This window comes from Pseudoalteromonas issachenkonii (assembly GCF_002310795.1).
GTDB classification, from domain to species: domain Bacteria; phylum Pseudomonadota; class Gammaproteobacteria; order Enterobacterales; family Alteromonadaceae; genus Pseudoalteromonas; species Pseudoalteromonas tetraodonis.
In genome coordinates, this window is the sequence record NZ_CP011030.1 from 2,991,612 (window position 1) to 3,017,324 (window position 25,713).

At 39.5% G+C, this 25,713-nt stretch carries 20 protein-coding genes; 7 read left to right on the forward strand and 13 right to left on the reverse strand.

Annotation, left to right across the window (positions count from 1 at the left end):
• The first annotated feature begins 16 nt into the window (after nt 1-16).
• From PISS_RS13865 to PISS_RS13880, 4 genes are all read left to right on the forward strand, one after another.
• On the forward strand, nt 17-835 hold the full coding sequence (locus PISS_RS13865) for a class I SAM-dependent methyltransferase (protein WP_058155290.1): 819 nt from the start codon (nt 17-19) through the stop codon (nt 833-835).
• A gap of 14 nt (nt 836-849) precedes the next feature.
• Nucleotides 850-2,136, forward strand: a complete 1,287-nt coding sequence (purD, locus tag PISS_RS13870) for a phosphoribosylamine--glycine ligase (RefSeq protein ID WP_058155291.1) — start codon at nt 850-852, stop codon at nt 2,134-2,136.
• Nucleotides 2,137-2,231: 95 nt separating this feature from the next.
• Complete coding sequence (locus PISS_RS13875; protein ID WP_058155292.1) at nt 2,232-4,772, forward strand: EAL domain-containing protein; 2,541 nt, start codon at nt 2,232-2,234, stop codon at nt 4,770-4,772.
• Between the two features lie 21 nt (nt 4,773-4,793).
• Nucleotides 4,794-5,609, forward strand: a complete 816-nt coding sequence (locus PISS_RS13880; protein WP_033103716.1) for a DUF2797 domain-containing protein — start codon at nt 4,794-4,796, stop codon at nt 5,607-5,609.
• Here PISS_RS13880 and PISS_RS13885 read toward each other — a convergent pair.
• Nucleotides 5,582-8,110 (reverse strand): EAL domain-containing protein, encoded by a 2,529-nt coding sequence (locus tag PISS_RS13885; RefSeq protein ID WP_167380513.1) that lies wholly within the window; start codon nt 8,108-8,110, stop codon nt 5,582-5,584. The genes PISS_RS13880 and PISS_RS13885 overlap by 28 nt on opposite strands.
• A gap of 77 nt (nt 8,111-8,187) precedes the next feature.
• Here PISS_RS13885 and PISS_RS13890 point away from each other — a divergent pair, with 77 nt between their 5' ends.
• On the forward strand, nt 8,188-8,487 hold the full coding sequence (locus PISS_RS13890; RefSeq protein WP_024601707.1) for a DUF4144 family protein: 300 nt from the start codon (nt 8,188-8,190) through the stop codon (nt 8,485-8,487).
• Here the strand turns inward: PISS_RS13890 and PISS_RS13895 are convergent.
• The 7 genes from PISS_RS13895 to PISS_RS13925 all read right to left on the reverse strand — a co-directional run bounded on the left by PISS_RS13895 (nt 8,467) and on the right by PISS_RS13925 (nt 16,661).
• A complete protein-coding gene (locus tag PISS_RS13895; protein ID WP_024601706.1) occupies nt 8,467-9,390 on the reverse strand; it encodes a histone deacetylase family protein in 924 nt (307 codons plus the stop codon). The two genes, PISS_RS13890 and PISS_RS13895, sit on opposite strands and share 21 nt — an antisense overlap.
• 103 nt (nt 9,391-9,493) lie before the next feature.
• Entirely contained in the window at nt 9,494-11,035 is a 1,542-nt protein-coding gene (locus tag PISS_RS13900; RefSeq protein ID WP_058155293.1) for a serine hydrolase, read from the reverse strand.
• A 27-nt stretch (nt 11,036-11,062) separates the two neighbouring features.
• Nucleotides 11,063-11,557 (reverse strand): gamma-glutamylcyclotransferase family protein, encoded by a 495-nt coding sequence (locus PISS_RS13905; protein WP_013465973.1) that lies wholly within the window; start codon nt 11,555-11,557, stop codon nt 11,063-11,065.
• Nucleotides 11,558-11,569: 12 nt separating this feature from the next.
• Nucleotides 11,570-12,196, reverse strand: a complete 627-nt coding sequence (locus PISS_RS13910; protein WP_028835584.1) for a LysE family translocator — start codon at nt 12,194-12,196, stop codon at nt 11,570-11,572.
• 2 nt (nt 12,197-12,198) lie between these two features.
• On the reverse strand, nt 12,199-12,981 hold the full coding sequence (locus tag PISS_RS13915) for a hypothetical protein (protein WP_013465975.1): 783 nt from the start codon (nt 12,979-12,981) through the stop codon (nt 12,199-12,201).
• 3 nt (nt 12,982-12,984) lie between these two features.
• On the reverse strand, nt 12,985-13,455 hold the full coding sequence (locus tag PISS_RS13920; RefSeq protein WP_013465976.1) for a CreA family protein: 471 nt from the start codon (nt 13,453-13,455) through the stop codon (nt 12,985-12,987).
• A 185-nt stretch (nt 13,456-13,640) separates the two neighbouring features.
• Nucleotides 13,641-16,661, reverse strand: coding sequence for a TonB-dependent receptor domain-containing protein (locus tag PISS_RS13925; RefSeq protein ID WP_058155294.1), 3,021 nt, complete (start codon nt 16,659-16,661; stop codon nt 13,641-13,643).
• A 315-nt stretch (nt 16,662-16,976) separates the two neighbouring features.
• Here PISS_RS13925 and PISS_RS13930 point away from each other — a divergent pair, with 315 nt between their 5' ends.
• Both PISS_RS13930 and PISS_RS13935 read left to right on the forward strand, forming a co-directional pair.
• Nucleotides 16,977-19,097 carry a winged helix-turn-helix domain-containing protein gene (locus tag PISS_RS13930; protein ID WP_058155295.1) on the forward strand — a complete coding sequence of 707 codons (2,121 nt, stop codon included), beginning with the start codon at nt 16,977-16,979 and terminating at the stop codon, nt 19,095-19,097.
• A gap of 161 nt (nt 19,098-19,258) precedes the next feature.
• A complete protein-coding gene (locus PISS_RS13935) occupies nt 19,259-19,588 on the forward strand; it encodes a 5-carboxymethyl-2-hydroxymuconate Delta-isomerase (RefSeq protein WP_013465979.1) in 330 nt (109 codons plus the stop codon).
• A gap of 86 nt (nt 19,589-19,674) precedes the next feature.
• On the opposite strand, the gene PISS_RS13940 is transcribed toward PISS_RS13935, so the two are convergent.
• From PISS_RS13940 to PISS_RS13955, 5 genes are all read right to left on the reverse strand, one after another.
• Nucleotides 19,675-21,552 carry a methyl-accepting chemotaxis protein gene (locus tag PISS_RS13940; protein ID WP_058155296.1) on the reverse strand — a complete coding sequence of 626 codons (1,878 nt, stop codon included), beginning with the start codon at nt 21,550-21,552 and terminating at the stop codon, nt 19,675-19,677.
• A 409-nt stretch (nt 21,553-21,961) separates the two neighbouring features.
• A complete protein-coding gene (locus PISS_RS18930) occupies nt 21,962-22,129 on the reverse strand; it encodes a hypothetical protein (RefSeq protein WP_167380514.1) in 168 nt (55 codons plus the stop codon).
• A gap of 284 nt (nt 22,130-22,413) precedes the next feature.
• Nucleotides 22,414-22,815 carry a hypothetical protein gene (locus PISS_RS13945; protein WP_058155297.1) on the reverse strand — a complete coding sequence of 134 codons (402 nt, stop codon included), beginning with the start codon at nt 22,813-22,815 and terminating at the stop codon, nt 22,414-22,416.
• Entirely contained in the window at nt 22,812-23,336 is a 525-nt protein-coding gene (locus PISS_RS13950) for a hypothetical protein (protein ID WP_058155298.1), read from the reverse strand. Before PISS_RS13950 ends, PISS_RS13945 begins: the two co-directional genes overlap by 4 nt.
• Nucleotides 23,337-23,741: 405 nt before the next feature.
• Nucleotides 23,742-25,670, reverse strand: coding sequence for an NACHT domain-containing protein (locus PISS_RS13955; protein ID WP_058155299.1), 1,929 nt, complete (start codon nt 25,668-25,670; stop codon nt 23,742-23,744).
• Between the last annotated feature and the right edge of the window lie 43 nt (nt 25,671-25,713).

The window sequence follows — 25,713 nt, forward strand, 5'->3', positions numbered from 1 at the left end:
TGTGAAGGATTAGACGATGAAATTTGCACTAAAATCTCTACTGGTTGCCACACTGTCATTAAGCTCAACAATGGCGTTGGCACATAACCATGGCCACGACTCAGCATTAACAAAAGCAGTTAAAGCAAGCGAGCGTAGCAGTGAGCGCGATCAATACCGCAACCCTGTAGAAACACTCGAATTTTTTGGCTTTAAACCATCTATGACCGTGGTAGAAATTGCCCCAGGTGGTGGTTGGTACAGTGAAATTTTAGCGCCAGCGCTGAAAGAGCAAGGCACCTATTATGCTGCGCACTTCCCTGCTGATTCATCGGTTGGTTATTACCAACGTTCTCTTGCTGGCTTTAAGGCTAAAATCGCTGAAGATGCCCGCTTTAGTCACGTTAAACTCACTGAGTTTGCCCCATCTACACATTTAGATATTGCTCCTGCGGCTAGCGCCGATATGGTACTGACTTTTCGTAATGTCCATAACTGGTACATGAGCAAAGATAAAGAAGCTGCAAGCAATGCGTTTAAGTCTTTTTACAAAGCACTTAAACCAGGCGGCACTTTAGGTGTGGTTGAACACCGCCTACCAGAAGAGCAAGATGATGAGATGCAAAAATCATCAGGTTATATGAAGCAAAGTGTGGTTATTGCACTTGCTGAACAAGCTGGTTTTGAACTTGAAGCAAAAAGCGATATTAATGCAAACCCTCTTGATACAGCCGATCACCCTAAAGGGGTATGGACCCTTCCACCGAGCCTTAGACTTGGCGAGCAAGATGCCGCTAAATATAAAGCCATAGGTGAAAGCGACCGTATGACGCTGAAATTTAAAAAACCGCTTTAAATAGGATATTCGCCATGAATGTATTAGTCATTGGCAGCGGCGGCCGCGAACACGCACTTGCGTTTAAGGCCGCTCAAAATACAAAAGTTAACACTGTTTATGTTGCTCCAGGTAATGCGGGCACAGCTCTTGAGCCAAAACTTGAGAACGTAGCAATTAACGTTGAAGACCTTGATGGACTGCTAAGCTTTGCACAACAAAATAATGTTGAGCTAACCATTGTTGGCCCTGAAGTGCCACTAGTATTAGGGGTTGTTGATAAGTTCCGTGAACACGGCTTAGCTATTTTTGGCCCAACCGCGGGAGCGGCACAGCTTGAAGGGTCTAAATCGTTCACTAAAGACTTTTTAGCACGTCATGCTATTCCAACCGCTGATTACCAAACGTTTGAACAAATCGACCCTGCGCTTGCTTATTTAAAAGAAAAAGGCGCACCGATTGTTATTAAAGCCGATGGTTTAGCGGCTGGTAAAGGCGTTATTGTTGCTATGGACGAACGCGATGCTGAAGAGGCTATTCGCGATATGCTTGCGGGTAATGCCTTTGGTGACGCCGGTAGCCGTGTAGTCATTGAAGAGTTTTTAGAAGGTGAAGAAGCGTCGTTTATTGTCATGGTTGATGGTAAAAACGTACTGCCGTTTGCAACCAGCCAAGACCATAAACGCGCTTACAATGGCGATCAAGGTCCTAACACCGGTGGTATGGGGGCATACTCACCAGCGCCTGTAGTAACCGATGAAATTCATCAGCGCATTATGAACGAAGTGATCTACCCAACGGTAGAAGGTATGGCTAGCGAAGGCCATCCGTACACTGGCTTTTTATATGCAGGCTTGATGATAGATGAGACAGGTACACCAAAGGTTATTGAATATAACTGTCGTTTTGGCGACCCTGAAACACAACCTATGATGCTACGCTTACAATCAGACTTAGTTGAATTGATTGAAGCTGCTAACCGTGTAGAGCTTGATAAAACCACCATTGAGTTTGATTCACGCGCTGCAGTAGGTGTTGTTTTAGCCGCTAAAGGCTACCCTGATAGTTACCCGAAAGGCGATGCTATTAGTGGCTTGAAAGTAACTTACCCTGAAGGCGAAAAAGTCTTCCATGCAGGTACTAAGCAAGACGGCGATAACGTAGTGACTGCCGGTGGTCGTGTACTGTGTGCTACTGCACTGGGTAATACAGTTACACAAGCGCAGCAGCGTGCCTATAAACTGGTTGATGAAATCAACTGGGATGGCATGGAATACCGTACTGACATTGCTTATCGCGCAATTGCTCGTGAACAATCATAACGATTGATAACTAACGAGTAAATTTTATAAAAGCGCAGATTATCTGCGCTTTTTACTGCTACACTATAAAAAAGTAATCTGGACATAGATTAATATTGGAATTTAAAACCTTGCGCTACCATGCGGTAGCAGTTGTAATACTTATTTTTATCTTTTTTATTATCAGCACATTGGCAACAAACTTTGTGATGCCATCACGCTATACCATAGATAAAATAACCCCTGTTTACCTCGATCATGCGTATTACATAGACAAAAGCAAAACACAAAGTTTTGAAGAAGTAATGACCAAGCAGGCGCTATTTACACAGCAAGAATTTAACGATATACCTTGGAGCTTTGAACAGCAAAATTATTGGTTACGCCTCGATTTAGAAAACAAAAGCAGCCAACAAGAAGATGTGGTTGCCCACTTTGATAACCCGATGGTAGATCATCTCACCATATATCGGCTCAATAGTAACAACCAACTACTCGACACTTATAAGCTTGGCGATAAAGAGCCACGTCTTACTTTATTTAAGTACAGCGTGCCCCACATTCGCTTTAACCTCGATGGCCAATCTACACAACGACTAATTATAAAAATAGATACTGTGGGGATCAGTAAAACTCCAATTCACTTATATCGCCATAATGTATTTGTTGACTTAGTTCGCTCACAAACAGGCATTTGGGGAATTTTCGCGGGTGTCTTATTAATGGCCTCACTATATAACCTATTACTCTATTTTGGCATTAAAGACCGCGTGTACTTAGTTTATATTGGCTACATTATTAGTGCTATAGCATTAATGGGCACCGTTCTGGGGTTTGGTTTTTATTTATGGCCGCTAGAATGGCAGTTGTTTATTCACGAAAAAATAATTGTCGTTAATTACACTATTGCGTTTTTCACTCTCGCTTTTTGCACCATGTTTTTGCGATATCATAAAGACCGTTGCTGGCGTTATAAATTAAGTGTTGGTTTACTCTGGCTAATGCTAGTGCTCGGTACATTAAGCTTTTTTATTCCCGAAAATATAGCTGCCCCCATATTTTTTGTAATTTTGGGATTACTTTATATCGTCTGCTTTATTTTAATTTATAACAAATTAAAAAGTGGCTTTAGATGGGCTAAGTTTTACGTATTTTCATGGGTGCCATTGATTATTGGTGCAGCCATTCAGCCTTTAGAGCTTACAGGCGTTATCACTTATAGCTTTTCAATACGTCATGCTTTTTTAATGGCCATTTTGTGTGAAATTGTCCTCATGGCCATGGCACTTGCCGATCGGGTTCGTTATCAGCGTGAGCGCGCTTTATATCATGCCACGCATACCCAGCAAACAAAACTGCTCAATAGCGCAAAGTTAAAGTATGCCTTTATGGCACTCAAAGCCCAGCAACGTTCCACCACTTTATGTTTGGTTAAAATACGTCATTTTAACTCGCTAAATACCATTATTACGCCCTCCCAAGGATATGAATTAATTAAGCATGTTGCGCACGAATTAGAATGCCAATTGAGCTTTGAGAGAGAATTTTTTAACTTAAGTAGTGGCATTAATCAACCCGCTAAAATTGCTGATTTAGGTAGCGGTGTTTTTGCCTGTATCTCGACTAAAAACCAAAGCCCGCACACGCTCGAAGAGTTATTAAAAAGGGTAGTAAATAAGTTACCAAAAACTTATCAAATCAAAGGGCTAGACTTACAACTCAATTACAGCGTGGGGATTAGTGCCTTTGGTAAACGTGATGACTTTGAATTTTGGTTGAAACGAGGCTACTTGGCATTACATAACGCTAAACATAGTCTAAGTAAGGTAAGCTCATCATCTGCGAACAGCAGTTTAGCTATGGACGTTGCGCTTGCTGCTAAGCTTCAACAAGCGATAAGAACGGATCAGCTCGCTCTGTTTTATCAACCACAAATTAGTTTAAAAGATAACAGTGTCAATGGTGCCGAAGCTCTACTACGCTGGCCTAATACTGAGTTTAAAAACATTTCCATAGAAAAACTAATTCTACTTGCCGAACACACCGGTATTATTAATGAATTAACACTTTGGGTGATAGAGCAAGCCTGCAAAGACATTGCAAAACTGGCAAATGAGGGCATAACTGAACATAGTATTAGCGTTAATTTAAGTGCAAAAAACCTAGCCATTGCCAATTTAACCGAAAAAGTAGAAAACCTTTTAATAAAGTATCAGGTTGCCCCTCATTTATTGAAGTTTGAGCTGACTGAATCAGCGTTTGTCGAAAATCAAGATGCGTTAGTCACTTTAGTTGGTGAACTTGCCACACTGGGCGTTAAGGTGGTGTTAGACGATTTTGGTACTGGTTATTCATCGCTTAGCTACTTAGTTAACTATCACTTTAGTGAACTTAAAGTAGATAAGTCGTTTGTGTTTGATTTAACCGATAACCGGGCTCATCAGGTCATTGTGCAAACAGCCATAGATATGGCACATAACTTGGGCCTTACTATCACGATTGAGGGCGTAGAAACTCAAGAAGTTCACCAGCTGCTCAACACCATGAAAGCTGACCGTACCCAAGGCTATTTGTACGCAAAAGCACTCTCTTATGATAATTATTTAGACTTCTTGAACAGCCAATACCGCCTAAAAATGTTAAGCTCCCCTTTTTAACATCTTTGGGGCCAAGTAAAGATGCAAGGTACACTGCGTAAATTAAAGTCGAGCTTAACAGAACCCGTTCAATATCATTTACCTGTAGGTGATGAACTGGTTGATTTAAATGCTTTAATAGGTAAACAATTGACTCTCACTTTTAGTGGCACAATTTTGTGTTCTAACTGTGGTAAAAAAACAAAAAAAAGCTATTCTCAAGGGCATTGCTTTGTATGTATGCGCAAGCTTGCAAGTTGCGACATGTGTATCATGAAACCTGAAACCTGCCATTACGATCAAGGCACCTGCCGCGAGCCACAGTGGGGTGAAGAAAACTGCATGATCCCGCATTATGTGTATCTAGCTAATACATCAGGGTTAAAAGTAGGCATTACTCGCCACACCCAAATACCTACCCGTTGGATTGACCAAGGGGCAACCCAAGCATTACCTATTTTTAAAGTACAAACTCGTTTACAGTCGGGCTTAGTGGAAGTGGCGCTCGCGCAGTTTATTGCTGATAAAACCAATTGGCGCAATATGCTCAAAGGACAAAACGACGTTCTTGATTTAAAAGCAGCGGCTGCTGAGCTTATTCCACAAATTAGCGAAAAACTAACCGAGCTGAGTGAATTATTTGGCGCAACCGCTATTGAACAGCTTGATCAAGACGTTGTGAATCTTGATTTTCCTGTAAGCGAATACCCAAGTAAAATTAGCTCATTTAACTTTGATAAAAACCCCGTTGTTAGCGGTATTTTACAAGGCATTAAAGGCCAATATTTAATTTTTGATAGCGGCGTTATTAATATTCGTAAGTTCACCTCTTATGAAGTGAGTGTAGGTACAGAGTAACCGTTAGTAGCTTGGTTATAAAATGCTATCCATTGCTGCTGCGTTAATGGATGGCAATAATAATAGCCCTGAATAACATTGCAGCCTATTTCGACTAAGTGTGCCTCTTGCGAGGCATGCTCAACGCCCTCAGCAACCACATCCAATCCTAAACTTGTCGCCATGGCTATAATGGCCGCCACAATTTGGCTATTGCCATACTCATCAGGAATCTTAGCAATAAAGCTCGCATCAATTTTTAATGTGTTAAACGGTAATTTGGTTAAATAACTGAGTGCAGAATACCCCGTACCAAAATCATCCAGCGCAATATGCACGCCCAGCGCTTTGAGCTGTTGTATTTGCTCTTTTGCCTGTGAAAACGAGCTAATAAAGCTACTTTCGGTCAGCTCAATTTCAAGTAAGCTGCCAGGTAATTGGTAACGAGTAAGCATCGCTTTAATATTATCAGCCAACTTACCTTGGCTTAAATGACACGCAGAGACATTAATCGCTAAACGTCCGGCATCAATCCCCTGCGCTTGCCAAAGGGTTAACTCTTTACCTGCTTGGTTTATAACCCATAAATCTAAACGCACCACTAAACCTAGCTCTTCAGCAAGCGGAATAAACTGCGCTGGTGAAATAGTGCCTAAATCAGGGTCATGCCAACGCAGTAGTGCTTCAGCTCCCATAATCAACCCTGTTTTTAAACATTGCTTAGGCTGAAAATAAAGCTCAAACTCATTATTTTCTAGCGCATGTTGAAAGCGACTCATCATCGCTAAACGCTCTAAAGATCGGGCATTCATTGAGGGTTGAAACAACTGAAACGAATTGCGACCGACATCTTTTGAGCGGTACATGGCAATATCAGCATGCTTTAATAATGTTTCACTGTCTAAGCCATCATCAGGGTAAACAGCCGCCCCTATAGACGCGGTAACACCAACCTCAAATCCTTCAAGCTTAAACGGTGTATTTAAGTGATTTAAAATACTCTCAGCAAGGGTGATAGCACCTTCTACATTGTTTATTTCGCACAATACAATAAACTCATCGCCCCCTAATCGCGCCAGCGTATCTCCCTCATTGAGGGTGTTAATAATGCGCTCAGAGACTAATTTTAATAAGGTATCACCGGCATTATGGCCTAAGCTGTCATTCACCTCTTTAAAACGGTCAAGGTCAATAAACATTACCGCTAGCATCTGTTTATCTCTGTGCGCTGAGGCGAGTGCCATAGAGAGTCTATCGTTAAATAAACGCCGGTTAGGTAAGCCAGTTAGCTCATCAAAATACGCTAACTGCACCACTTTTTCTTCTGCGCTTTTTCGCTCAGTTATGTCACTAAAAATAGCGGCGTAAATCACCTCACTATGACTTGGCTCTTTTATTTCTATAATACTGAGCCACTCAATATAAATATCACCACACTTTTTACGATTATGAATTTCCCCCTGCCATACCCCTGTTTTGGCAAGCGAATCCCACATTTTTATATAAAAGTTTTTATCATGACGCCCTGAACTCAACATATTGGGTCGCTTACCTATCACCTCATATTCTTTGTAACCGGTTAGATGAGTAAATGCAGGGTTTACTTGCATAATCACTCCATTCGAGTCGGTGATCATGATGCCATCTAGGGAGGAGTCGATAATTTTATTGGCTAAAAATAAGTTACGCTGCGAATGCTGCAATGCAATATCACGCTGCTGAAGTACTTTTTCAAGCTCACAACAATAAGCCGTTTCAATTTCATTAATTAAGTTTTCAAGCGATAATACACCGTTAATTTGATTATTTTCGCTAACCACCAAATGTCGAATGTTACTTTCAGACATCAACCTGTAAGCATCAAAAAGGCTGTCTTGGGGGCTTATCTGATAAAGGGGGCGACTGGCTAAATCCCAACAAACAAGATGATTGTGCTGCTCGGTGATGAGCTTTAGTAAATCGCGCTGGGTAATAATGCCATGGGCATTTTCATCCTCATTAAACACCAAAATCACTTTCTCTGCATATTCACGCATCATGCTCACCGCGTCATTGATTGCCAATGAACTCGGTACTATCCGTATGTTTTTATTATATTGATCATTAATAGGTCTAAATTGTAAGTAATGCTCTAGCCCTTGATTGTTTACAATATCTGTAATGCTGATCACGCCGCTGGGAACGTCATTTGTATCAGTGACTAACAAATGCCTTACACCCTGCTTATTAAACACCATGGCCGTCTCGGTTAATAATTGTTGGCTGGGCACACTTAGTACAGGGCTCGACATAACGCTTTCAATCGCTAACTGCCTAAGTGAGCGATTAGAAAAGTTAAGTGTTAAACAATCGGTTTCAGTCCATACGCCTATTATTTGTTGCTGTTGTTTTACAAAAATAGCGCTAACATTGTGCGCTCGCATTAGTTTCACCGCTTCAATTAAAGGGGTATCCTTAGCGCAGGCGATCACCTTATTGGTAAAAACATCGCATACTTTTTGATAGCGGCTAGTGTGAGGCATTGCTTCTACTTCCAAAATTAAACCAATTAATGATTATAAATTATTCAGTAAAAAAACAATTTGATTTAGGACAATAGATGAGCATCAGTTACCCACAAATTATTATTTATAATAATGAAATTGAGCTAATAGAGCACGCCAATGATTTACACGACTTTATTTACACTATGGAAGCAAGTGAACAGCAAAAAGTCATTATTTTAGATAAGGTTAGTGGCTATCAAAGCTTAAGCGGCCATTCGCTCACGGCGCTCAGTGCAAGCCAATTAGCAGAGCTAGTAAAAGAATATTTAGCAAAAGAAGGGCAATGCTGCTTAAGTAAAATAGAACAGCTCACACCAAGCCAAGCGTTTGCGTTACTCGCCGAAATCAACTAACGCTTTAACGTGTGCAATCGCGCTGCGCCCGAGGGCCGACAGTGAGTACCCTCCCTCTAAATAAGAAATAATACCTAAACAATGATGCTGTTGGCTAAATTGCGCTAACTGCTCAGTAAGCCATATATAATCACTTTCAACAAACTTAAGACTGGCCATGTCATCTTCTAAATGTGCGTCAAATCCCGCGCTTATAAAAAGTAGCTCAGGCTTAAATTCTGTTAATTTTGGTAGCCATTGTTGCTCATAAAGTGCTTTTAAATCAGCACCATCACTAGCTATCGGTAAAGGTGAATTTACCAGTGTGGCATTATTTTTAATGGCGGTATTAGGATAAAATGGATATTGAAATAACGAGCACAGCAACACATTTTCATCATCCATAAAAATATCTTGAGTACCATTGCCATGGTGTACGTCAAAATCAACAATGGCAATGCGTTTTACCCCTTTGCTTTGTGCATATTTAACTGCAATCGCAAGGTTATTAAACACACAAAAACCAGAAGAGCTATCTCGATTAGCGTGATGCCCTGGCGGGCGTACTGAACAAAACGCAGCGTCTAACTTACCTTCTAAAATCTCATCAACAGCGAGTAAGCCTGCTCCGACTGCACGCTCAATGGCCTTTAAAGAGTCGGGGCATAACCACGTATCTCCATCTAGATCGCTGAGCCCCTCAGTGGGGATCATGTCTTCTACATGCTTAATATGCTGCTCACTGTGCGCCAATAAATAATGTTCGCGCAGTGCTTTAGGGGCTTGTTTTTGCTCTATAGCCACATCCAGTCCACTAGCAAGTAAACGGTCATTAATCGCATCTAAACGCTCAGGGCATTCTGGATGATCTTCAATCATTTTATGTTTACGACAGTGAGGATGAGAAATAATCGCAGTGCGCATAGCTAACTCCAAAAATAAGTTGCTCATCAAGTATAACAAAGCCACCTTGTGGTGGCTTTGCGACTTTGGTTGATACTAAACGACTCTTTAACCAAAGTTATGGTTATTTAGCTTTTAAGTCGAGGTTTCTAAAATCAAAGCTAAAGTCGGTTACCTGCGTTGAAACTGCATTCATTTTCGCCGATTCCACGCGGTTATCGGCGCTCATAGAAAAGCGAATAAAGGCATCTGCCTCTAATAACTTTTCATCCCACTTCACAATAAAAGTATTACCTGTGTAATGCTCCAGTTCACCTTTAAGGCGTTTTGTATGGGTAAAATCAATGCGTAATTTACCATCCAGTTCTTCAACTATTACATCGCCATACCAATCATCATGTAATGTACCGGTGTAGTTTATATTAGGCAATTGCGGTTGAATATCTGTTGGCGCTTTTGGAGCGGCGTTAGCATAGGCTTTTTCTTTCCCTGCAAAATGCTTTTTAGCTAACTCTTCAACCCAATCTTTATCTTCAAGCTCTAGTACATCTTCAAGTACTTCATGAGTCACTGCCGATAATGCAGAAAATGCTTGTTGGTTGCTTAATATCACAATCCCCACGTTTTTTTCTGGTAGTAAAGTCACCTGCGATACCATACCTAAAATGCCGCCACCATGTGCCAGCTTTTTAACGCCGTGGTAATCTTCTATACTCCAACCTAAACCGTAGCCTCTAAATTGTTGATGATACGCTTCATAGGCACTTTTAGATGCCAGTGACATAATATGTGGATGCCACATTTGTGCTTGTTGTTTTTCACTAAATAGCTGCTCGCCATTAGGCATTTTGCCACCCGCAAGTTGAGTACGGAGCCATTGGCTCATATCATTTACGCTTGATGCAATGGCGCCTGCCCCTCTAAAGTCTTCAAGGTAATTAACAAAAAAAGGATGCAATTTGCCATCCATTGGGATGTGTCCAATCGCCCAGTTTTTGTTATTTTTTGCGATACGCGAAAAGCCAGCGCGCGAGTTGGTCATATTTAGTGGCTGTAGAATATTTTTTTCAATGTAGTCGTTCCAGCTCATCCCCGATATACGCGCAACAACTTCACCAGCGGTAACAAACATTAGGTTGTTGTAAGCATATTGACTACGAAAACTGCTCGCAGGTTTTAAATATTTCAGCCCAGATAAAATATCGGCTACCGATTTATCTGTACTTGGCCAAATCATTAAATCGCCTTGACCAAGCCCTAAACCGCTACGATGACTAAGTAAATCGCGTATGCGCATTTCACGAGTAACGTAAGGGTCGTACAATCTAAACTCAGGAAGATGGTCAATTACGCGGTCATCCCAGCTTAACTTGCCTTCATCCACCAGCTTAGCCAATGCTGCACTGGTAAATGCCTTGGTATTTGAAGCAATGCCAAATAAAGTGTCTTTATTCACCTTGCTATTCGTATCAAGGTTGGCAACACCAAAGCCTTTAGCGAATACAACTTTGTCATTTTCAACAATGGCAACGGCCATTCCGGGTACATCAAAACGTGTCATTGAGGCGTTGATCACCTCTGAAATTTTATCGGTATCAACTGCTGCAGAGCTCGTAAACGCCCAGCCAGCCAATAATGCGGCTGTGGCTAATTTTTTTAGTTTCATAGTGTTACCTTAGGTTATTATTTTTGTTTAATCTTGATGAACCGCAAATTCTATTTCGGCGCGCGCTTTATTAGTATCTTGCTTACTCGGGTAAGCTAAAATGCGTTGACTGTAGTGTTCGGGTACGCCCGCCTCAAGTGCGCCGCGATATACATGCTGCACGTACCAATCATAAGGTAGCAGTGTGTCGTCATGTGTGTTTGCTATGTAGCAGTGTACATTAATGTCATCGTCATCTAGAAGGCTCACGGTTAAATCAACACAGTCGTAATTAGGGCCTTCAATTTTATCTAAGATCTCTTTTTCGGCTTCATTAAGCTGATACACTACCCCATATACCACAGCATCGGGTTCATTGGTGGGCACAATAGTGCATTTACCTGAACCATCTGAAAAGGCCATATTAAAGGTTAACTTATAGCCCTTTAAAAGTGCCGTACCCACACGTTTTGCATTAGGTAAACGTGCCAATAAACGATTAGATGACATATTAGAGCCAAACGAAAAATTATATAACGCCATACTATTCCTTCTTTAAATAACAACTCGCACAGCCAGTGCGATTAAAATAATGCCAATGCCGCGGTCGAACCAATAACCACTTTGCTGAAAAAAATCACGTACACGCGCTTTTGATAACAATAGCGATAAAATAGAAAACCAAGCCCAGGTAGCAAGCGCCATATAAACGCCATATCCCATTTGTACTATTACCGGCGTAGTTGGGCTAATCACTAAGGTAAACAACGACATAAAAAACAGTGTTGCCTTAGGGTTAAGTGCATTGGTAAAAAAGCCACGTCGAAACGCACGCCATGATGACTCAGCTGCAAGGCTGGGTTTTGCAGTCGGTTCTGATGAGGTATTTGTAGGTTTAGCAGCGCGCAGTGCCTGCACGCCTAAATACGCTAAATACGCGCCCGCTATATATTTAAGCGCCATAAACAACGCAGGTGATTGAGTTAACACCAGCGCAACTCCCAATACACAATAGGCTATGTGTAATAAAATAGCCGCACCAACACCTGCACTTGTCCATAAGGCATTGCGCCTGCCGTGTTGTACACTTTGTTTAAGGACTACCGCAAAGTCGGGCCCAGGGCTTGCTACCGCAAAAAAATGAGCCACCGCAATTAATAAAAATTCATCGATATAGTTCATACTTAACTGGCTTGCTCTGGCGAAAAAGCCAATAATAATGGGTTAGCCGATTGATTAACCAAGGCTTTTATTTCTTTTTGCGCTTTTTTAAATTGGCCTCGTAAATGCGGTTTTAAATGTTTTTTAGAGTGTTTATCTTGCTTAAAGTAGCTCACTAACGCATGCATAAATACGGTATGCGTTTCACTGAGCGCCGCTTCGCGATTTGCATACGGGTTATAACATGAGCCACAGCCACCTTTAAACTGGTACACGGTATTGCTCATCATTACCCCAAAGCCTAAAAAACACGCTAAAGCATCAGTAGCTTGCGGTAAGTACTCTTTACCACCTGGGGGCAGCACCCCTACGTGATGAATTAATATGGTGGCAAGCGTACCGGCAAAACTCGCCACTAAATCTTGCGGTTGATTAATTTGATTAGGGTTAAACGACACATTAATAGTATGACTGGCTGGCACTATTAAATGACACTCTTCGCCACGTAAATGCTGACTAAATTCAAAGTGTGGAAACACCTGTGGTTGTAATTGTTGCGGTGCAACCAAGGTTACTGGCCATTCATTCATACCAGCGTATTGCTTAACACGTGCAAACACTTTGCTGGCCATTTCCTCAATACTTGAAACCGAGTCAGGAAAAAACTCAACCGTTGGCAAAATAACTTGGCTGTGTTTGGTAAAAAAATCCAAATCAAAGTTTTCTGCTGCCCAAATAAAGGTATCAACCAGCCATTGTTGTTCTTGTTCTGCCAATAAGGGCTTTGATTTAAATAGAGTTAACATAAACTACTCTTGCCCCTTCGCCCATTGCCATGCTTGTGTATTGTATAAAGGCACCGTAGAGAGCGCATGATGATGACTGCCCGTAGACTCTTTCGTTGAGTATGATAAATATAATAATGTATGGGTTTTAGCATCATAAATACGGCGCACTTTTAATGACTTAAACAAAATACTCTTAGATGATTTAAACACGACTTCACCGGATTTACTGCGGTCGATAGACTGTAATTGGTCTGGCGTTATTGGCCCTGTTTGACGACAGGCAATCGACATATCTGATGGGTCTGAAAAATCTAAATTCGCCTCAATATGGCTAATATGACAGGTTACACCGGTCACTAGCGGGTCTTGCTGTGAATTAACCACCACATCTTTAGTGGTAAATAGCCCAAGACTTACTGAAGCAACATCATCAGAGCACCCTGCAAGCCCTGCTAAGCATACAATTAAACCACCCATTTTGAGATACTTCATAGCAAGTCCTTCGTTCATATTAAAAATTAAGTTACGCCTTATACTAAACGCTTTCACCGCGATAAAACAAATTTTATCCACCAACTCAATACTGTAATGGTTTAAAGGGTATTTCGCAGCAAGATACACAATAAAAAAGGCACGCCCGAGGGAGTGCCTTTGCAAACAAATACAGCTAAAGATTATTAAAAGCTATATTGTGCACCTAGATAAACATAACGACCGGCACCGCCGCCGTAGCCACTATAAAAGTTACCACGACCACTTGGGTAAAATGCCCCTTTGTCGTCAAATACATTGTTAATACCGCCAAATACACGTAAGTCACTTTTATCAGTCAGTGCCAGAGTGTAAGACGCTGATAAACTATGCTTTAAAAATGAGCCATAATCTTGATACGCAAGTGGCTCTGGGTTTGCAATACAACCGGCATCGCCCGCAGCACAGCGCTCATCGTTTGCAGCAACATACTCAAGGTAGTCTTTCTCATCTTCTTGGCTTGCTTTAAACGCGCCTACGTAATTTGTACGCCAGCGGATACGTAAATCATCCATTTTCCATACAATCGACATAGCGGCTTTATCTTTTGAGCGCCCATAACCTGCATACTGTGAAGTAACACTGTTACCATCTAACCCTTCATAGGTTTGCGAGTTTTCAATAATGTGATTGTAATCAAGCTTAAATGACAAGTTGCCATAGCTGCCTATGTCATATTTGTAAGTTGCAACGACATCGTAACCGCGCGCAGTTAACTCATCCAAGTTATATTCACGCTGTAGAATTTTTACAATGTTACCTTCGTCGTTACGGGTAATATCGTTACAGTATTCGTTATCACTGCCCCACGCAGCCTCTGAGTCATAACATTCGCGCATGATGTTTTCGTTACTTATTTCATCAATGGCATCAACAATAGCAATATCGTAGTAATCCACCGCTAAGTTAAAGCCATCTAAAAACTCAGGAGATACAGTAATACCAAAGGTATAGGTATCGGCTGTTTCTTCTTTTAAGTTTGGATTACCTGTATTTGGCGAGTAGTTATTGTCTTCACTTTCAAATTCAAAGTTAGGATCATCAGCTAGCTTTTGTGCCAAGGTTGGCTCTAAACGACAGTTATCGTGTCCTGGGTTTGTTGATGTTGCTGTTAGACCATCACAAATATCATCAAATGAATCAAAATCGCCGCGAGGGGGTGATAATAATTCCGTGATAGTCGGCGCACGCTGTGCTCGTGCATAGTTGGCACGTAGCATGTATCCATCAATTGGTTGCCATAAAAGGCCTAGCTTATAGCTGGCAACAGTGCTGATATTATCAATGCTGTAATTTGCTAAACGCAGCGACGTTTCTGCCGACAAACTTTTAGCAAATGGCGCATCTTTAAGTAGTGGCACCGCAAGTTCAGCAAATACCTCATACACTTCTACTTCACCGTAAAAAGAAGGCACAACGTTAAACGTAATACCGCCCGCTTTCATATCATCACTGGTATCTAGGCTTTGTGAATCTTTACGGTACTCTGCACCAAATACTGCAGACACATTACCTGCTGGTAATTCGTATAGGTCACCAGTGATATAACCCATTACCGTATATTGCTGAATCTCAGTATCAATAATCGGGTTTGTACGGATCCAGTCAGCCATTTCAGGGGTAATAGACCCTTCACCAAATAGATTAAGCGGGACACATCCTTGCGCTCGCGCTTCGGCGTCTTTACATTGAATAGTGCCATCGGCTAGCTTTTCAGCTTGCAGTGCTTGATTGACACGTACCGTATTTAACTCGTTACTACGGATTTGATGTTGTTTGAATTGCCCGTATCCAGCAGAGATATCCCAATCCCATGTATCATCAAACATCATGCCCTGTAGGCCTGCCCAAGTTCGGATGGTCGTACGGTCGTTATCAGTGCTGATATTACCTACTTCACCAAAGCGACGATCCCAATAAATACGGTCTTTGTATGGGTTGCTGTCAATAATTTCTTGTGGCACGTATGGGTTATCAATAGGAATGTAACCGGGCGCAATATCATCGATAGGGTCACCAGTCACTGGGTCGTAGCGAGGTACGTAAGCCCCTTCGTATTCATCTTCTGGTGACTTATCGTTGAACGAGCCACTCTTACTATATTGAATTTGGAAGTAACTCATAATGTCGTCTGTTACATCATAATCTACTTTTATCGCGGTCGAAAAGTTATCGCTAGGTACATCAAGCATGACGTATTGTGACGAATTTATACCATAAATTTCTTCATTACCTTTCCAGTCATCACGCAGCGTTTGCCCGTCATACCAAAACTGGGTATCGTTTCGGCTGCTTTCTAAAAATACACCGCCTAAGGTACCATCGCTTTTGCTTGCCCAATCAGCTTGTGTAATACCACTCATACACTGATAACCATCAGCAGTGTACATTTGATTACACATTAACTCATCATCATAACTATGCGCCGCTTCTATTTTTGCGCGGTCACGGTCGTAAAAGGTCATGCCAAAATCACGATCCCAGTTTGAGCTGACAAATACATAACCGCGATCATCGGCAAATGACGTTCCGTAGTTTAAATCAAGCGTAAACTCACGACCGCCACCATCTGTTGTTTCACCGCCACGGGCTTGAAATTCAAAGCCTTCTTTTTTTGACTGGGTAATAATATTCACTACACCGGCTACCGCATCAGCTCCATAAGTGGCCGACGCACCACCACTTATAATTTCAACGCGCTCCACCATGCCACTTGGAATAGTATTTAAACTCACATAGTTACCACCATAGCTATTTGATACCACACGGCGGCCATCAATAAGCGTTAGCGTTCTATTAGCGCCTAAGTCGCGAAGCTGCACCGTTGATAAACCGGTCCCCGAAATACTTGATTGGCTGGTTGTATTACCAATACTTTCGCTCAGTGCAGGCATGTTATCGATTAATACATCTGAAAGGTTGCCTAGGCCTGTATCCTGAATCGACGCTCTATCCATAGTTACCAGCGGGGTTGTTACCGAAAAACTATCACGCTTTAAACGCGAACCCGTTACGGTTATTTTTTCTGGTGCTTCTTGTACCACTTCTTCGCTTGCTTTAGCCGTTGATTGACGAGCAATAGCCTCGTCATTTGCTATTGCATGCCCAGATAAACTGGCTGTTATAGCCAATGCTAAAGCGCATTTTTTTGTTGATATATTACTCACAAACTTCCCTTATTATTTATTATTCCATTAGTACAAATCGTTTTTGATTAACTTTTTAGTTATTAAATTTGTTTTGTACCAATTGGTTTATTTTACTAATAACATGTTGTAAGTAATCGTGAATAAAAGCACAATGAGAGGTGTCTCGTTTATATCCCTATTTTATATCTATTTAATATCTATTTATTTATAATCATACACTTAAGGTTTTCGTGTTAGAATGATGTAAAATCGAATGTTAACCAACTATCGCTTTATTTTGCATTAAACACTGCCTAGTAACGTAATTAATCAAGAGGTTTAAATACACAAACTATGAATACTCAACAGACATTTTCAATTGGAAAATGCCAAATATCGGTGTTTGAAAATAAGCTGTTTTGTGCCGATAAAACCTGTGTATTACAACCTAAATTTATAGAACTACTTGTTTACTTGGTAGAGTGTTATCCAAACGCAGTAACGCGTGAGCAACTAATAGAGAATGTGTGGGGTGGTAATCAATATGTGGGCGAAAAAGCACTGACAAATGCCATATGGCATCTTCGTAAAAGCTTTAAAGAACTCGACCCCGACAATACCTATATAGAAACACTGCGTAAAACGGGTTACCGGTTAGTACAAAAACCAACAACGCCAGAGCCTGTTAATAGCATTAACAATATGCCGCTTCGCTCTGGGTATATTTACGCTAGCGTACTTGCTATCGTTATACTATTAGGTAGCTATTGGGGTTATAGCGCCCTTTTTGAAAACGCAAAGCAGCCACTTGCTCAATCGCAACAAGCAGCGCGTTTGTACGATTACATTGAAACAATTACCACCAGCCCAGGAAGAGAGTTGTTTCCGGCTATTTCTAATGACAGTCATTTTTTAGCGTATTCGTGGCGCCGCCCTGGTCATAAAGCCAATTTATACTTACGTGATTTACATTTATCCGAACAAGCTGCAATAGCTCTTACCGACACCCCATTCATTGAGGGCAGAGCGGTATTTAGACATGATTTAACGTTTATTTATTATTACCGCCGTAAAGCTGCTCAAGGCTGTGAAGTCATTCAGCAAAATATCGCCTCGGGCAATATCACTGTTATAGGGCTGTGCGGAAGTAAAACCAGTACCGATATAGACATTAATGCAACAGGCACTAAGCTGGTTTATATTAGTGAAGATGAAAAAAATAATGATTTTACCCAGCTTAACCTTGTCGATTTAACCTCATCGCCATACACAGTTACTCAAGTCCCTTGTACGTCAGCATGCCAATATACCGATGAGTCGGTTGTGTTTTCACCAGATGCGACACAGCTGGTGGTATCGCGTAATTTACCAACGGGTTTTGAAGAATTATTTTTAATCGACATAAAAACAGCTCATGCTAAGCAATTAACTTCAGGTTTTGTTGATATGAGAGGCGTTGATTGGCATCCCAATAAGCCACAACTTGTCTTTTCGGGTGTTAAAAAAGGCAAGCGCCAAGGTTATTTTTATAACCTCAAAACACAACAAATGATCAATGCGCACATCGATGGGTTAAGTTACCCAGAATATGCACATGATGGCAGTTTGTATTTTCATCAATGGAATATCGACTCTGCATTAATGCGTGTAGAAACCAGTAATGCGGTTGCAAGTTCGCCTTTTCCGGTATTATCAAGCGACTTTAATACGCGCTTTCCTGATTACAGTAAAGCCAGAAAAAAGTTAGTTTTTGTATCTAACGAATCGGGCTCAATGGAATTATGGACTGCAAATCAAGACGGTACCTCACGAAAACAGCTTACTAATCTCAGTGCAAATATTTACAACCCGGTGTGGTCACCTGATGGTAATTACATTGCCTTTGTTGCTTCTCATCTTGGTGAGCATGCGCTATACCTTTATGACTTTAACACCGAATCAAGTCAGTCATTACCCACAGGCTTTAGTTACCATGGAAAACCGAGTTGGGCTGCAGATAGTAAAAGCCTATTAGTAGCGAATGATCAACACGTTTATCGCTTCGACTTAAAGGGTAATAAACTCGCAAAGGCCATAGATTCACCAACACTATACGCTTATGAAAACAAGCAAGGCGCTTTAATTTTTGCCAACCAAGCAACTAATCAACTATGGATAAAAGACCCAAATAGCCAAACTGAACAACCACTGGTTAGCGAAATTAATTTATCGAATCATAATTCGTGGTATTTTTTTGAAGGCGACACCTTAGCGCAATCGCGTATTTACTATTTTAATGTAAAACAAGGTGATTACCGTTTGAGTTATTACGACTTATCAACCAACAGCCATCATGACGTAATACGCCTTCCCGAACGCGCATTTAGTCGCACCTCTGGCTTAACCTTTATTACAAATACCAACTGGCTTGTGTACTCTTCGTATAAGTCACCACAAATTGACATAAAACGTATCAACCAAAAATATTTGCCATAATAAATCTAAAATTAAACACGCTACAGGTCTTGTAATTGCTTAAATAGTTTATTGCTAAAAATATGTTCAAGCCACATTTTTAAAAATTAAGCGTTATGGGGTTAGCGTGTACAAACCCGTTTGGTATAATTAAATAAACCAATCTAAAGAGGATACGTTAAATGCCACACATTATTATTGAACACTCAGAAGATCTGCCTTTACTACCTCAAGTTCTTGTGGAAAAAATCCATACAACAACGTTTGAAAGTGGCTTATTTGATTTAGAAACAATAAAGACTCGCGCTATTGCTTATCAGCATTATCAGTTAGGTGTGGGTAAAGAAGGGTTTATTCATATTGCGGTGCATATTATGGCTGGGCGTTCCATTGAGCAAAAGCAACTACTAAGTGAGCAATTACTAGCCTGCTTGCAAACGTATTGCAGAGCCTCTGACAGTTTAAGCGTAAATATTTACGAAATGGATCACGAGATTTACCGTAAAAACTAACCGCCATTACAACATCATAGTTATAGGCGAGAGCTCTATAACTATGATGGTTTCCTCGCTCAACTGATTTTTTAATTAAATCGTGTTTAAAGCGTAAACTTGCCCAGTAAATCCCTTAAAATATTCGATTCTTTATTTAAACCGTTACAAAGCTGCTCTGACTTTTTCATATTTTCTTTGGTTTGCTCTGCCGAATCGGAAATCATCACAATATTTTGGCTAATTTCTGAGGTTGCTAATGTTTGCTCTCGCGTTGCAGTAGCCACTGAGTTGTTTAACTCGCTTAGTAGTACAATTTCCTGTGAAATACCATTTAATGTATGGCCGGTTTCTTTTAAGCGCTCGGCATTTTCTAGGGTGTTTTTGCTGCCTAATTCAATCGCTGTTACCGTGCTTGAAGCTTTAGCATTTAACGAATCAATCATCTCATTAATTTGCTCCGTAGACTCCGCGGTACGTTGCGCAAGCGTTCTTACTTCGTCAGCAACTACCGCAAAGCCACGGCCCTGCTCACCCGCTCTAGCAGCCTCAATAGCCGCATTTAACGCCAATAAGTTAGTTTGCTCGGAAATCCCTTTAATTACATCCAATACATGAGAAATTGATTTAATCTCTGTCGAAAGCTCTAACACCGAGGCCACAGAATTGGCCATTGACGCTTCCAGTTGTTCCATTTGTTTAATCGTGCTTTGCACAAACTCAACCCCTTTGTGCGTCGTTTCTTCGGTTTTAGTAGCAATATCTGCCGCATTACTGGCACTACCAGAAATATCCTGAACCGTAACCTCCATCTCATTAACGGCTGCCGCCACCGTTTGCGTACTCGATGATTGCACTTCAGCTAAATTTGCCGCACCTTGCACTTGCTCAAGCACATCTTGGGAAATACCTTTAACATGAATTGCCGACTCAGAAACCTGTTTGAACATATAATGTAACTGCTCTAAAAACAGATTAAACTTAACCGCTAAGTCTGAAATTTCATTATTATCATCAGTAGGGAGTCGTGCCGTTAAATCACCATCTTTTTCCGTCAACGCATTCACCGCTGCAGTAATGTTTTCGATTGGCCTAAATATTTGCCCTACTAACACGCGTGCTAACGCTAAACCTACAAGCGCAATAATTACACCAAAAATGATATTAGTATTAATAGCAGTATTAATTGCGCCATATAATTGCTCTTGGGGAATTTCAGCGACTAGATGCCAACCTAATGAATTTACTGGCGTACTTGAGACAACATAGTCATCACCATCAATTACTTTACTTTGAATTGCCCCATTTTTAATCGGCGCCAAGTCAACAGATTGCCCAATTTTAGTTTTATTACCATGCAGCATAATCTCGCCACTACCAGAGACCAAATAAACAATGCCGCCCTCTCCTATTCTATATTCACTTATGAGATCCACCATAGAATCGAGCGAACGGCCTATTCCGGCAATTCCTTGTCGTTGCCCATCAAGCTCAATGGCATAATTAATAAATACCATCACCTCAGAGCTACCTTTATCTATGTCGAGTGCTACTTCAAATGGTCTATCCGATGCTAAAAAAGCATCAAACCAAGTATCACTACTGTCTATTTGCCTAGAAATACCTTCATCGGTGTAATAATTGCGGGAGTTTTTAGAAATAATGTATGCGTTACTGGCTTGGTTTTTATTTTTTATATGTTTGAGGTAATCAATGAATTTACCTCGGCTTTGCGCATCTTCATTATTATTCATCCATTGTTGCACAAATAAGTTTTGCGCTATTTCTTTGCCAACAATAATAGGAGTCGATAACTCTAATTCGATTTGGCTTTTCACTTCACTGAGCGCTGTTGGTAAATCTACTTTGGCTAGTTTGTCTTCTGTATTTGAGCGAATACTATTTGAAAATATTAGAGTAGATATTGCTAAAGGAGCAACAACAGCCAAAATAAGGCTGAGGTATACTTTTCGTTTTAATAACATAGAGCACCTAAGGGGTAACAAAGCGGTATTTTATATACTGCACACAATTAACAGTAGCGACATTAAAGGTCACAAAATAAAGATTTTTATAATAAAATCCCATAACACTTTAATAGTAGATTCAACTGTGTTTATTGCAATGTATTCAATAAAAAATCAGGTCTCTGGTAAGAAAATACAGTTAACCAACTTTAGCGGCTGTTTTCAAAGTTAATTATCCTCAGATAGAAATACTTAAGCCGTTTGCTAAGTAATGTTTGTAGGAAAAAACCAAACTCACGTCTAATTATTGCTAGTTATTACCAATATAAATAAATGTATTCGAATGAAAGTAGTTGATGGGTATTTTATTAAACGGCCATATAATCAGTTAGATACAAAAAAAGCCCCTTTTAGGAACTTTTATTTATTATCTTTGCGTTGCAGATGCTTTGTTTACAACTTGAACTTGAGAGGAGATAGCTCGCTCAATAACTTGGCTGTAAATTCGCTTTTTCTCGCTTGAGCTAGAATTTAGCACAAAGTCTGAAAGTTTCGAATTTTGCGTTGGCTTCTGCTTGATTAAATTTGAAAACATAGACACTCCTAAAGCTCATTTTTTTAGCTAATCGTTATTTTCTTTAATGTATTTTTCAGCCAAATGATGTTCAATTGCCTTAACGTTGTCATGATAAAACCATGTTTTATCTTTGTTAAAAGGAATGGGTAAACTAAAAAAGTTAGGCTTATTTGATCTTAGTTGAGGGATAGCTCTCGGAGCTGTGTCGCAAGAGCTAGGCCGCTTCAAGGCAGAAATAAATGAAATTTATTAAAAGTAATTACCAATACTCGGTATTAAATTACTTTTAATAGGAATCATATTTATCTACTAGGCTTTTCTGATACTAGCTTTTGTAACCAATAACCATCGTGCTTTTCAAAGATATTAAGTCCGTCTTTGGTCATAACTAAAATGTTATTACCGACGGTAGTATAATAAAGTGGGTTTGGATCAATAGATATAATTGCATGTACTATTCCTATCAAATCATCAGAAAGGTACTTTTCTAATACACTTACATCTTTAAGCCCAATTGTAATGTAATCATAAAGTTGTTTGGTTGTTATATCAGACTTGAGCTTATGCACAGAGGCATCCGCTATGCCTACACAATGTGTATAAAAATCCATTTCTAGCATGGTTTGTTTATTTTCACATAATGATAAGTCAGAAAATTGCGCAAAACATGTGCTTGGTAATAATAATATTAATAGTCTTTTCATTGGGCCACCTGGTAACGCTCTTCAATATTCCAGCTTCTCCAATCGGCAAATAATTTTTCAAACTGCCTTGGGCTTTGCGCAAAGCCATCTTCGATCGCTTGTATGTCCCACATAGTTTTTATTTGAACACCAGTACTCAATGCATTTAAAACAGCTGCTGTTTTGAATGCAGGTATATCTGTTTTTACTTCTATAGCCTCACCAATAGAGTCTGCGGTAGCTTCGGCCATAAAAGCAGCTTTAGATAAATCTGAGGTTGGATCTGCAGCAGATAATATTTTAGGTATGGCCTTCTCTGTTATTAACTTAGTTAAATCTTTATACAGAGCTATTTTTATTAAGTTACATCGCTGACGACTATTAACAATGAAACTATATTGCGATTTAGATAGTTTTGCTCCAGATAACATATCAGCGCTAGTGGCAATAGCGACACAACCCATAACTGTTGTTGTATCTGCGTTTCTAATTTTCTCTCGCAAAACGCCTATATTTCGTTCGATCATAATTTTATTTGACATAACATTCCCTCGTTTAATTAAATAAAGGGTACAACAATTTTTTATTTCTTTCCATGCTTGAATTATTACTTTGATCAAAAACTGGTAATCTTCATTTATCTTTTTTTATTTAAAAGTAGCGCGGCAATTTCTGTTAGTAAATATCCACTTGAAAATGTAGGCAAAATCAGCATGAAAGAAACTTAAAATCAAAGCTTAGTTACTTCAAAGTTTTTTAAACTCAATGTTTAATGGCTTTGAACCGCGCTATTTCACCTGCTAAGTTTGAAGAAGCGTACTATTCTGAAATAAAAACTGTCTAGTGAAAGCAGGGAAGTCCAATCAGCTTCATTTCAACTTTTTGAATAACAGGTCAGCTAAAACATTGATAGATAACTTGTCAAAAGCCAATCGAGAGTAATAATTCTAATACTTGCTCAAAAGATCGTTTATATCATTTTCTTTATCTCTTTCTAGCTTTAAATCATTTAACTTTGAATACATTGTATCTATTATTGATTTAATACTTTTATTCATTGATAACGCTTCAACCTTACCAATACACTCATAACACTCATCTATAAGTAAATCATATGCTGATTGATAATTCATATCTTCTATGTAGCTATTAGATTGCGCTTCAATAAAATAATTTTCCGAATGTAAACACTTTCCTTTTTTAACTAATTTATTTAAAAATGAAACATTGCTGGAAACAGCACAATCTTGGATACTTTGAATAATTGAAGGAGTACGTACTAACTCAAATAAATCCAAAACCTGAAAAACACTAGCTAACCTAAATGAAGCATTAATTGTATTAGAGTAGTTGTAATCCTTAATCCGTACGTGTGTATATTCATTACTCTTTTCATATAAGATACTTAGAGGAAAGTTCATGAACATGGCAACATTTTTATGAATTTTTTCAAGCTCAAAAAGATCAAGTAGACCACTCAGCTCAACCTGATAAATCACAAAACATTCGTAAAAATAGCAAGGATCCAATTCTTTAAGAAACCTAAGAACATTTTCAAATTTATAGCTGTAATTGTCAGAAATATATTTGTATATTTCTTTCTTGGCATCATTAGACCTAGTAGCAATAAATTTCGCTGAATAAAATTCCATTATAGACTTATGTAAATAGGAATATTGATCACCATCATTTATTATCAAAGAAGTTCTATCAACTACATCTTGTAACACATGTCTCGGGTCGTCTTGGTATTCAAGTTTATCTAAAGATTCCTTGAAAATTTCAACACCTTTAGGGTATGAAAATGAATGAGAATCTAAAGATATTGAAGTATGAAAACTCACACGAGTTAACACTTTCAGTAAATTCAAATTATTCAACTTAGATTTTTTATCTCTTTCCAACTGTTTAAAGCGATAATGCTTATCAGTTAAGCCGTAATAAAGCTCTTCATAGAATTCAACAATATTTTTGGGGGTTATTTGAACCCTTCCGTAAACAACTGTAAAAATATCTACAAGAATAGGAGTCACTATTACTCCCTTGATTTCGTTATTTTCCTTATAAGAACGGATTAATAACTCTTTATATGACTTATCAAGGTTTTTGTTCTTTGTAATGATCTTCACAACATCATCTGGCTCTATATTCTTCAATTTTACTATTTCGGTGTTACCCATTTCAGTAGTAATTTCAGTATTCGGTCGTGATGTCACGATAAGTGGGTTTCTAGTATATGTATAGCCTTTAAGCAACATTCTTAAAGCGCTTTGCCTTTGGTTTAAAGGAACTTCATCAAAACCATCAAAACACAATAAAAAGGACTTTTTTACCATGCAGGTTTCAATAGCAGCATGGTTAATAACTATCCCAATCTCTCTTAACCCTCTGCTAATAACTTTAAAAATATCAAGATCTGTTTCATTCCAGTCAACCTCTCTCATAGAAATCATTACTGGAATTCTTCCTTTTTCTCCCTTATAGAGCTCTTTATGTATAAGTTTACGAATAGTTGTAGTTTTTCCTTGTCCTGCGACTCCAACCACGACGACCAATTTATCTAGAAAAAAAAGCTGCTTATCATCCACTTCATGTGTAATACCTCGATCAGGAAAATAAACTTTTAGGGGGTGATAAATATCTTTTATTGAGACGAGCCTTTCAGGAAAAGCTAGTGTTCTAATTGTAAGGTACTTTTCTTCTATTTTTTTTAAAATAGTATCTGGTTTAAAAGGAGATTTTACGTGTTTGTAATAGTCATCTAATTCTTTTTTTGTACTGAAATCCTCTTTCAACCCCTTCAATCGATTAACTATTCCTTTTACACCATAGGGTACAATAGCCTTTATGGTAGCACCAGCACCTGCATCAATCATTTCTCACTCCTTTTGAAGTTATACTTAATATCCATATACTGAC